General features: G+C 50.9%; 9 protein-coding genes and 1 tRNA gene. 5 read left to right on the top strand and 5 right to left on the bottom strand.

Annotated elements, in window-relative coordinates; all coding sequences use genetic code 11:
- The 3 genes from GAC_RS01655 to guaA form a co-directional block, all read right to left on the bottom strand.
- The coding region (locus tag GAC_RS01655) for a glutamate--cysteine ligase (protein ID WP_241760109.1) at positions 1-573 on the bottom strand (573 nt) is incomplete at its 3' end.
- Between the two features lie 362 nt (positions 574-935).
- Positions 936-2,189, bottom strand: coding sequence for a citrate synthase (locus tag GAC_RS01650; RefSeq protein WP_010266244.1), 1,254 nt, complete (start codon positions 2,187-2,189; stop codon positions 936-938).
- 36 nt (positions 2,190-2,225) lie between these two features.
- Positions 2,226-3,815 carry a glutamine-hydrolyzing GMP synthase gene (gene guaA / locus GAC_RS01645; RefSeq protein ID WP_012659121.1) on the bottom strand — a complete coding sequence of 530 codons (1,590 nt, stop codon included), beginning with the start codon at positions 3,813-3,815 and terminating at the stop codon, positions 2,226-2,228.
- Positions 3,816-4,293: 478 nt separating this feature from the next.
- On the opposite strand from guaA, the gene GAC_RS01635 reads away from it, so the two are divergent.
- The 4 genes from GAC_RS01635 (at position 4,294) to GAC_RS01620 (ending at position 7,893) form a co-directional block, all read left to right on the top strand.
- A complete protein-coding gene (locus tag GAC_RS01635) occupies positions 4,294-4,689 on the top strand; it encodes a hypothetical protein (RefSeq protein ID WP_010268767.1) in 396 nt (131 codons plus the stop codon).
- A 610-nt stretch (positions 4,690-5,299) separates the two neighbouring features.
- The gene (locus tag GAC_RS01630) at positions 5,300-6,601 is read left to right on the top strand and encodes a pyruvate dehydrogenase complex dihydrolipoamide acetyltransferase (RefSeq protein WP_012659122.1); all 1,302 of its coding nucleotides are present in this window, start codon (positions 5,300-5,302) and stop codon (positions 6,599-6,601) included.
- Between the two features lie 318 nt (positions 6,602-6,919).
- Positions 6,920-7,819 carry a class I fructose-bisphosphate aldolase gene (locus tag GAC_RS01625; RefSeq protein WP_010268772.1) on the top strand — a complete coding sequence of 300 codons (900 nt, stop codon included), beginning with the start codon at positions 6,920-6,922 and terminating at the stop codon, positions 7,817-7,819.
- Between the two features lie 2 nt (positions 7,820-7,821).
- Positions 7,822-7,893 (top strand) — tRNA-Cys (locus GAC_RS01620).
- 179 nt (positions 7,894-8,072) lie between these two features.
- Here the strand turns inward: GAC_RS01620 and mrdA are convergent.
- Positions 8,073-9,878 (bottom strand): penicillin-binding protein 2, encoded by a 1,806-nt coding sequence (mrdA, locus tag GAC_RS01615; RefSeq protein ID WP_010266262.1) that lies wholly within the window; start codon positions 9,876-9,878, stop codon positions 8,073-8,075.
- Positions 9,859-10,788, bottom strand: coding sequence for a protein translocase subunit SecF (secF, locus tag GAC_RS01610; protein WP_010266264.1), 930 nt, complete (start codon positions 10,786-10,788; stop codon positions 9,859-9,861). Before secF ends, mrdA begins: the two co-directional genes overlap by 20 nt.
- A 151-nt stretch (positions 10,789-10,939) precedes the next feature.
- On the opposite strand from secF, the gene GAC_RS06175 reads away from it, so the two are divergent.
- Positions 10,940-11,134 (top strand): YraN family protein, encoded by a 195-nt coding sequence (locus GAC_RS06175; RefSeq protein WP_037349112.1) that lies wholly within the window; start codon positions 10,940-10,942, stop codon positions 11,132-11,134.
- Positions 11,135-11,145: the final 11 nt, after the last annotated feature.

Below are 11,145 nucleotides of genomic sequence, written 5' to 3'. Positions count from 1 at the left end.
AAACCACCCCAAATGCAGCGGAGGTATCATGCGCTGCGTTAAGATGCCATCAAGCACGCCCGGAATACCGCTGGTAAGATCGTTGTTTAGTATGATGAGGTCCGGCACAAATCCAGAGGTTGTACTCACCTCCCCCCCACAATTCACCAGAGCCTTGACGTCCAGCGTGGCACCCGTGGATGATACCGCGCTCATGTCTTCGGTAATGCCGCAGGCACCCACCTCAAGCTGAAATCCTGATGCACCCAATATGTCTTTAAGTGCCATAACGCTATCAACGTACTTCTTATTCCTGGTATGGCTTTCAACCACAATCAGCACTTTAGATCCAAGATACTGAGATAGGTGCTCCAAAAAGGCAGACTCCGCTCTCTGTCTTGCATCCACACCAAAGTTGTTGTACCCTGCCGGGAAGAAGTTAACGTCAACCGGAGCTATTTTGTATCCTGAGCTGCGGACGTCTACAGAGGTGCTCAGAACCGCAGGGTATCTGGAAAACCAGTCAGCAAACCAGTCTTCAACTGCCGCTGCACGACGCTCGAGCACGTCCTCAAGCATCTTGACGCATGTCAAAACAGAACCTTAAAAACCAAAGAACTAGCTAGGATTATACCCGCCTTTGTGCCCGTCAACTACCCAATTTTATTACTTAAAAGCCCTAAAACCGCCACAGAACGCAGAACGTGCTCACTGCACGCCTAGCACGTTGTATGTAGAATATCGGCCACACCACTCGCGGTTAAGTCGCACGCCGCAACAACCACAAGCAGGTAACCACAGAACCGGCGCATATGGCCACTACATGTGTAATCGGCCTTGGTTCAGACCTGAAATGCCGTGACGGCAATGTCTAACAAAAAATGGCCGCCAGCGCATTTCCGTACCTACGTCACGTGCCAAACATTGCTTGCACATCGCTCAATAAACTTCGCGCGCTACTCTGCGTTCATCTTGCCGGTATAAAGTTGGCGTGGGCGGCATATCTTGCTACCCTCGTGCTGTTTATCCAACATTTCATACCATTGGGCAGACCATCCGGTAGTCCTCGCCAGAGCAAAAAACGCGGTAAACATGTTCACTGGCACCCCGGCTGCCTTTAGTACAATACCGGAGTAAAAGTCAACATTGGGGTACAGTGAGCGTTTGACAAAATATTCGTCTTCCAGAGCCGCTTTTTCCAGCGCAGTCGCCACATCAAGTAGTGGGTCATCCGCGCCCAATCCACTCAGCGTTTCTTTGCATATATCCCGGATGATGCGGGCTCTTGGATCGTAGTTCTTGTAGACCCTGTGGCCAAAACCCATGAGCCTCACTCCGCTTTCTTTCTCTTTTACCTTCTCAATGAACTCACCAACTCGCTCAGGGCGACCAATTTCCTCAAGCATTTTTACAACTGCTTCGTTCGCACCACCATGAGCTGGGCCCCACAAGGTTGCTGCGCCTGCGCTCAGGCACGCAAACAGGTTAGCCCCGGCAGAGCCGGTTGCCCTTACCGTAGCAGTAGAAGCATTCTGTTCGTGGTCTGCATGCATTATGAAGATCGCCTCCAGCGCCTTGCAGATAATGCTTTTGCGCGTCTCATGCAAGTCACCAAACATCATGTGCACGAAGTTTTGTACGTACCCTAGGCTCGGATCTGCCTCTATAAGCGGCGCGCCAGAAGTGTGCCTGTAAATGCTTGCAACAATGCCCGGCACTTGCGATATAGCCACAATCGCGCTGCGCAGTGGATCTAAAGAATTGGCACCGTGATAGTGGGCAGCAAGAGCTGCAAAGCTTGCAATTAATATGGCCATTGGGTGGGCATCACGTGGCAATGCTCGAATTACGTCTAAAACTTGTGTGCGTACATTGCACTCCCTGCTTACAGTAGCGACAAAGTCAGCGAGCTCGCGCCCTTGCGGCATAGTCCCATACAACAGTAGGTAGGCAATGCTACAAAATCCGCCGTCTGCCATGGTAAGGTCAGCTATATCATACCCCCTGTAACGCAGAATGCCTTCATCGCCGTCTATGAACGTTATTTCGGATTTACACGCAGCAGTGGACATGAATCCAGGATCATAAGTAAGGATTTTGGAATCTTTGTAGAGGCTAGTCGTGTCAACAGCTAGTGTACCATCGCTGCCATGCATAACGGGCAAGCTTATTTTGCAATCTCCGCACTCTAAAATCGCTTTTTCTACCATACCACTCCCCACCCCGGACAACAAACTCACCAGACATTACTCCCACTCAATCGTTGCTGGGGGCTTTGAGGTCATATCGTACACAACCCTATTCACCCCCTGCAGATTGCTTACAATAGCCCTACTAACTTTTTGTAAAAACGCAAGAAACTCCAACTTCCTTTCATCGGTTTCACCGAAGGGAAAGCAGTCTGCAGTCATGCCATCACTCGAGGTGACTGCCCTGAGTGCACACACATACCCGTAGGTTCTGCCATCACCCATCACACCAACGGTACGCACGGGCACCAAAACCGCAAACGCTTGCCATATGTGGTCATACAACCCACTATCACGCATCATATCTATGTAGATGTTGTCTATTTCTCGCAGCAACTCAACCCGCTCTGCTGTAACCTCTCCCATAATCCTAACCGCTAACCCCGGACCCGGAAACGGGTGCCTATCGAGTATCGCAGATGGCAAGCCAAGCTCTTTGCCCAGTAACCGTACTTCATCTTTAAACAGGTGCCGAAGCGGCTCCACGAGCGACAAGTTCATGATTTCAGGAAGCCCACCGACATTGTGATGTGATTTAATTTTTGTTCCAGATTCTCCTACGCCAGACTCTATAACGTCTGGGTATATAGTCCCCTGCATTAGGAATTTGATATCGCCTAGGCTCTTAGCTTCTTGCTCGAACACCTCAATGAATGTCTCGCCGATGATCTTACGCTTTACCTCTGGATCTTGCACACCAGCGAGACGTTGCATGAATAGGGCGCTTTTGTCCAGAACGTTAACATGCATGTTGAGCTTGCCCACGAAAAGGTCTCGCACCACGCTAGCCTCGCCTTTGCGCAGCAGGCCAGTATCAACAAATACGCAAACCAGCCTTTCCCCTATTGCCTTGTGAACCAACACTGATGCCACGCTGGAATCAACTCCGCCACTGATCGCTGCCACCACGCGTCCACCGTCAGTAGCAGACTTTATGGCGCCAATTTGGGTATGAAGGAATGACCCCATAGTCCAGTCTCTGGTGCAGCCTGCAATCTTTAAGAAGTTGTCTAGCATTTCACGCCCACCCGGGGTGTGAGCCACCTCTGGGTGAAACTGCACACCATAAATTTTGCGCTCATCATTACACATAAACGCTACAGCCCCGGTATCCGCGCTGCGCGCCACCACCCTAAAACCCTGCGGCACCTCACCAACTATGCTATCAGAGTGGCTCATCCACACGTCTACCTTGCTGCCCAATGACCACACCCCTTCAGTGATAGACGAGGGCTCAATGACGTCTAACCAAGCTCTGCCAAATTCCCTGGCTACACTCTGTGCCACGTCAGCCCCAAAATAGTGGGCCAGCATTTGAAAACCGTAGCATATACCCAGCACAGGTACGCCTTTTTGGAGATTGAGATTCAGCACGTCTGACACTGCATTGGGAACGCCATGCAACTGCTGAACCGAATTTGGGCCTCCGGAGAGAATAAAGGCATCAATTTTGATTCCGCGGCTGGCCATAGCCTGAAAATCTGTACTGGGAGGAAATACTTCACTGTACACACCCAGCTCCCTAACCCTTCTGGCTATAAGCTGGGTTACTTGGGAACCAAAGTCGACTATGGCAACGGTAGACATCCAACGCCCCTGATTGCGTGTTGTTATAGCACCGGAAACTCGCGGTCCATGTATACTTGCCGAACACCGCGGTGTAAAGTTTTATTAGGCGTTTACAAGTCGGGTGAAGGCTCCAATTACGCCTTAGGCGCGTCCACTCCGAAGGATGCAAGCCCCGTAATGCCGCACCCACAACCATAAATGCTGCTCAAAGCAGTCATCAAGCCTAGCGCACCAACACTGCGCTGATGGTATTGGTGCCTTCGGAAAGTTGCAGTTGGCACCTCGGCTACCGCGAAAATTTTATATGGTGTGTAGGGTGCTTTTGAGTCATAGTAAGTACGCCTGCGTACCGCGCAAACATGCACTCAGATCATATTAAACCTGAGAGACTAATTTGCGTGGGTGCACTGGGCGCGCGTTTTGTGCAGAAGTTATAAATTTTTTAATAAATTTTGCATATCATTCTTGCCGATAGACAATGTTAGGGTAGTTTAGTATGAGTGCAGGGCCCCAGAACCATAGTCGCACCGCTGTCACCGCTCAAAGGAGCCAATCGCAGCACGCGCGCAACCAGGGCACAGGCTCTAACGAAGCCAAGAAGAACCAGGTGAACCAAAAAGACTTCGCTCTATCAAACGAAGAGATCGATCACGTTATAAGGTGCATGGAGCAGGAGTATGGCAGCCAAATGAGTGATCGGATGCGGCAGACAATGAAAAAGGAAATCTCCTCTGCTGTACCAGAACTAACCAAGGTGCTAGTGCCCATAGTGGCATCCGCAGCTCAGAACGGTGGTCGTCCTGCAGGATCTCACGAAGATTTGATCAAGACTTTCATGCAGATCATGCTGCCGCACATGCGCAGAATTATGAACGCTGCAACAGAATACTAGGAACCGGCAGCCGGTTGTTACGTATTACGTGTATTGTCTCGCTCAGGCGTCCGCACAGGGTGGGGCAAACAGCCGGTCGGTACGCGGTAGTTGCGTGCACACAGCACGGAATAACAGCGCCGGATGCCGCCATGCGCGCAGATTAGTTGAGATACCCGCAGGGCTATTGCACTGCAACACTCTCCAGCAGAGTGGCCGACATAAGCCAGACACACAATCCTCTTACTACGTGCTCTGCGGGTTTTCCTGGGGCCTCGTCTAAGAGACAGGGGCCCCGAGGACAGCACTTCCTTTTGCGTCTTGCCATAAGGTTCCGCACGTTGGGTTGCCTGTTGGGCGCCCCTCCGAGCATTGGCGAACATGTATAGTGGCGGCCCTCAACCGTTGCCGCAGGAACAGCAAGCCGGACGTGGCCAGCGCGCAAAACTAAACGCACAGAGAGGCTTGGTTGCGTCACTGCGTGCAAGGGCAGCATCTCCCCATCAAAGCGTATTTAATACTTTACACATGCTCGGGTGTCACCCACTCTCAGTGACCAATTGGATTGACACTGGCATTTCGATACTGTAAACGATAGTCCTGCTTCTAGGATTTCTGTCCGGGTTATCGTATGCCAGTTAGAGTATTAATGCCAGCGCTCTCTCCAACTATGAAGAGCGGCATTGTAGCTAGGTGGCACAAGAAGGAGGGGGATTCCGTCAAGCCTGGCGATGTCATCGCAGACATAGAAACAGACAAGGCTGTGATGGAGTTCGAGTATGTGGACGAGCCAGGAGTTCTGTACAAGATTCTCACGCAGGAAGGCACGAGGGATGTGCCGGTAAATCAGGTAATAGCCGTAGTGCGGGTGGGAGATGAAGACGTAGCGTCCGTTGAGGCTCTGTGCAATGTTGCACACGACGCGGATGCGAAGGGCTCAGCAGCAGATTCGCAGGGCACCGCCGCTGTAGCGGCACCGGCTAGCCCTAGCGTAGCCACCAACACAGAAAAACCGTCGCAACCCCAGCCTGAGCGTCAACGGCCGGAAAGAGGGGTGGCATATCCGATACCCGATTTTGCCGAAGAGCGCAAAATTAAGGCAACACCACTTGCCAAAAAGCTCGCTTCCAGACTTTCAGTAGACATTACTAAGGTCGCGGGTACCGGCCCGTACGGCAGGGTGGTTAAGGCTGATGTTTTAGATGCAGCAGCAGGTGGTGGCTTTCCCAGCACAACAGGGGCAGCGGGAGGTGATGTCGTAGAGGTCAGCAGCATGCGCAGGGTGATAGCTGACCGGTTGTTGGAATCAAAATTGACGGTACCGCATTTTTACCTTGCGGTAGACTGCATGGTTGGGGAACTTTTGAAACTTAGGGTTGAGATAAACGACAGCTGCGCTGATAGGGGCACCAAAATTACAGTGAACGATTTTGTGCTCAAAGCGGTGGCGCTGGCAATGCGGGAATTCCCTGAGATCAATTCCTCGTGGGAGGGTGACCGGATAAGGTACCACAGAGACATAAATATATCGTTTGCAGTCTCAATAGACGGGGGGTTGATAACTCCGGTTGTCGAAAATGTCGATGCAAAGTCACTGTCAGAAATATCTGACATCACAAAAAGTCTGGTCACCAGAGCCAAAGAGAGGAAATTGCAGCCTCACGAATTTCAGGGAGGTGGGTTCACCGTGTCTAACTTGGGAATGTTCGGGGTGCGCGAATTCTACGCAATCATAAACCCTCCTCAATCTTGCATTATGGCTGTGGGGCAGTCAGAAAAGCGTGCGGTTGTCGTGGATGGGTGCGTTGTACCCGCAGACGTTATGACTGTTACACTGTCTGTGGATCACAGATCAGTAGATGGAGTGCTGGCAACAAAGTTCTTGAACAGATTCAAGTTTTACATCGAGAACCCGTTGCTGATGTTGGTGTAGGCACGAGCGGTATCCGGCCCGTAGCAGCGTCACCCTGCGCGTAGGGTATGTGAAGCGTGCTGTCGCTGCCCCCCGATATTCAGCCAGCTGGGCGTTCGCCGACACGTATTCAGTGGCCATACTGTGTAACATATGCCGCGTCAATTCTGTAATGGGCTACAGCACGAGATGGTTGGGGTGCATCCAGAACATCTGTGCGCAGGCACTCCCAGATTTAGTTTGAAATTGGGTATCCCCATCGTATAATGGTGGATCACCCAATTCGGGAGCACTAGCATCGCGGCGGGTGTTGCTGCTTTGTGCGGTTTTGGTGGCATCATGAGTTTTAGCGAGCAAGTCAGACATATCCTCAGTTGTTATGATGGCGAGAACCCTGGAGTTCTTACAAATCTTGCTAGGATGTTGCTGCATGGAAGGCTCGCAAACACTGGTAGGCTGCTCATACTACCCGTAGACCAGGGGTTTGAGCACGGCCCTGTTAGGAGTTTCGAAGCCAATCCTGACGCGTGTGATCCGCACTATCACTTCAGGCTTGCCCTCAATTGCGGGTTTAGCGCATACGCGGCTCCCTTGGGGATGCTGGAGTGCGGGGCCTGCGCCTATGCGGGCATGCTTCCTTTAATACTCAAGCTCAACAGCTCTACTGCATTATTTCCCAAGGGGTCCCCACCGAACCAAACGGTCACGGCCTCAGTGAAAGATGCCCTACGTTTGGGGTGCGTCGCTGTAGGGCTCACTATCTACCCTGGGTCAGAGTCATTTTTGTCTATGGTGGGTGAGGCCAGGGAATTGATTAGAGAAGCCAAATCTTGCGGGCTCGCAGTGGTAGTATGGTCATATCCACGTGGTGGAGACCTGTCTAAGAAGGGGGAGACCGCTATAGACATTGTGTCATATGCTGCGCACATCGCGGCGTCCATAGGGGCAAATATTATCAAGGTGAAACTACCTACAAACCACATTGAGCGCGATAGCATAAATTGTGACATACTGTCGCTTGCGCAGAGAGTTGCTTATGTCAAGAGGGCTTGCTTCGCCGGTAGGAGAATGGTAGTATTCTCGGGTGGTAGCGCGAAGAGCGATGATGAGTTGCTTAAGGAAGTCGAGGCCGTTAGGGCCGGAGGCGGAGACGGCTCCATAATAGGCAGGAACTCTTTTCAAAGAACAGAAAGAGATGCTGCGTCGTTGATGCGTAGCATTGCGGAGATTTACAGCTAGGTGGCTGGGTGGCAGAATGGTTTATGCAGAGGACTGCAAATCCTTTTATATCGGTTCGATTCCGGTCCCGGCCTCGCTTTAAGCACACATAGGCGCTGCGCGAGTGGCAGTTAGCGCAGAGTGTTTTCAGTGCTTGCCGCCAGCCAATTAGACGCGCTGCGTGCGTGTCAATTTCAACCTGTCTGTTATACCTGCGGGGTTGTGCTTGCATGGGGTGGACCGCTTGTTGGGCTACACACGGTGCCACAACAACCTAGTTAACTAGCGTTGCGTCTTCTTGCGCAAATAGGCCTTGTTCCTCCATGTAGCCAAAAACTCTCCGTGCTATTTTGACAGAATTGCTTGAACTACTAGACTCAGTAAACGCGGCTATTGCATATTTTGGAGATGAGTATGGCGCATATCCCACAAATATACCATTATTGCTGCGGCGCCCTCCCGCACCAAAAACCTGAACGGTACCGGTTTTCCCTGCAACTTTTACAGATTTGGGAGGGGCATCACGCGAAAAATGCTTAAACGCTGTGCCCCCGGGGGTGTTTACCACCTTAAACATAGCGTGGCGCACGCACTCCATATGAGCAAAATCCGCCTCTATGGGAGGAAATTGAGCTGGAACTTGCCCAGCATCCACGTGTAATCTTGGTAACACTCTCATCCCGCTTGCCACCCTGGCTATAAATACAGCAAGCTGCATAGGGGTTGCCAGTAGATAGCCATGTCCGATTGTGATATTAAGTGTGTCTCCTAATCTCCAGCCATCGAGATTTTCAGCGCGCCACACCTGGTTTGGCAAGATTCCTACAGCTTCTCCAGGCAGATTGGTATTGCACTGTTCCGCAAATCCAAACTCTTGGGCGACGCCGACAATTTCATCTATGTCAACCAGGCGCCCAACATTGTAGAAATAGCAGTTACAAGAACATGTGATTGCTTGCTCCAAACTTATCAATCCGTGCCCATTTCTGTTCCAGCAGTGAAATTTTCTACCCCCCACTAGCACGCTACCCGAGCATAAAAACCGCTGGTCCGCGTCTATAGCGCCACTACGTAAGGCAGCCAACGCAGCAATTATCTTAAAGGTAGAGGCGGGCTCGGTCTGTAGAGCGATAGCACGGTTAATCAGTGGTAGTTCGGTGGAGTCGTTCATTGACTCCCAAGTGTGGCGGGACAACCCATTGACGAAGAGGTTATTGTCGTACGACGGAGAGCTACACAGTGCTAGTATATCACCGCTTAGTACATCTAACACCACAACCGCTCCTCTGTCGCCCCCCATTATCTCAAACACAGCTTGTTGTAGCGACGCATCTACGGTAAGGGTTACATCACTCCCAGGTAGGCAGCGTAGTAGCAGCAATTCTTTTACTTTCCTGCTCCGAGCGTCAATTTCGTGTTCCGCAATTCCCGGAGTGCCTTTGAGAATGCCATCATACACGTACTCCGCCCCAGTGATTCCTTCGCGCTTTTCCGGTAACAATTCGCTACTTTTACCACCCGACCATGGCCTGGTATACCCTATGAGGTGAGCACAGCTTGCACCAAATGGGTAGTGTCGTCTATGGAACGGCGATATATAGATGTTTGGCAACTTGTATATATTGAACTCGATATCTGAAAGTTGCTTCCAGCTTATGTCGTCATACAGTGTAACAGTTTCAAACTTTTTGGACCTGATACGCTCGATCGCGCCCTCTAATATCGGCTGCTTGGTAATTTGAACCAACGTACTAAGCAGCTCATCAATATTCTTTACGTGTCGCAAAACACAAAAAACCCTGTACGCCGGCCTACATGTTGCAAGCTCTATTCCCGCTCTATCAAGGATTTTGCCACGCATGGGCGGAATGAGCAATTTTCTTATCCTATTGTTATCAGACAGTATACTATACCTCTTCCCGCACCGTACCTGCAGGTGGTACACTCTGAATGTCAGCACAGACACCGCTAACGCCTGCAGTGTGGCCAGAAGTACAATCCTGCGGCTATAGACTTTTTTTACATTTCGGTCCTGCGATGCGCTAAGTAGGGCCCAGATCCTATGTAGGGTTCTCTTCATTTTTGCGTTTTAGAACCTTCTGTGCACCACTCACAAAGGGAACAGTGGATATAAAAATGGACGAATACGTGCCCACAATAACACCGAAGAATACGATCACACCCAAATCGTGTACCGCGCCCTCGCATAATAATATCAAAGGTACTGCGGCAAGTAGTGTGGTGCCAGATGTGAGTAAAGTTCTGGATAGCGTCGAGTTTATCCCCGCATTGATTATACCACCCACGTCTTTGCCATGCACGCTCTCACCGCGCGCCAGCTCTCTAATTCTGTCATATATGACTACAGAATCATTGACCGAGTAGCCAATAATCATCAAAACTCCAGCCGTTGCTGGAAGACCAAACTCAATGCCCGTGGCGCTTACCATGCCCATTGTTATTGCAACATCATGCACTAGCGCCAGAACTCCTCCAACCGCGAATTGCAATTTAAACCTGCAGCACAGGTATAAAAACATCCCCACTAATGAGCACAGTACCGCTATCACCCCCCTGGTCACCTGGGCAACACCAACCTGTGCGCCTACGTAGTCTAGCCGCTTGTATGTTATGGCGCCAATGCCGTTTATGGCGTCTTTTATGCGTTGCAGTTCATCAGAGCCGCCAGGGCCAGCAGTGCCACGGAAGACAACCATAAATTCTTGGCCGCTATCCCCAAAACCCTGTACTGAGAGCCCGCTGAGCCCTGCGTCAGATAGTGCAGCACGCACTTGTTCTACGGTAGAATGCCCATCATCCAGAGAAAAATTGGCAACCATGCCACCAGTAAAGTCAGCCCCCAATGTTACGCCCTTGAGCGCAATGAGCAATGCCGAACCCAGCAGCAACACAAGGCTTATAAGTAGGGCAAGCTTTCTATGCTTTATGAAATTGAAGTTGACGCCATCAGGAACAATACGCAAGACCATAGCCAATACAGCGAACGCTCGAGTGGCCAAGTTTATGTCATTTCAGCCGTGGGTTCAAGGGAAATAGTGCAAAACTAAACCAAGTTGCTCTTGCAAAATATCGACTGCGCCGATATAAACTGCACGTACAAAAGTTGATTCTACCAGGCCTGTGTGCACGTCAAAAAGCAGGGCATCAAAAGTGCGAAGTTTGGTGGGTTATGCCGGAGAGCTAGTAGTGTTGTTGCTGCGCAAAGCCCGGCTACACAAGGTGCTGCATCACAGATACCGGTCCCCTTTGGGGGAGATTGATCTTATAGTGCAAAACGGGCGGGAACTTCACTTTATTGAGGTAAAACCNGCATGACCTCACGCTTT

It is taken from the genome of Anaplasma marginale str. Florida (genome assembly GCF_000215485.1).
GTDB classification, from domain to species: Bacteria; Pseudomonadota; Alphaproteobacteria; order Rickettsiales; family Anaplasmataceae; genus Anaplasma; species Anaplasma marginale.
Note: the sequence above shows the minus strand (reverse complement) of the source record. Positions and strands in the feature narration are given on the sequence as shown.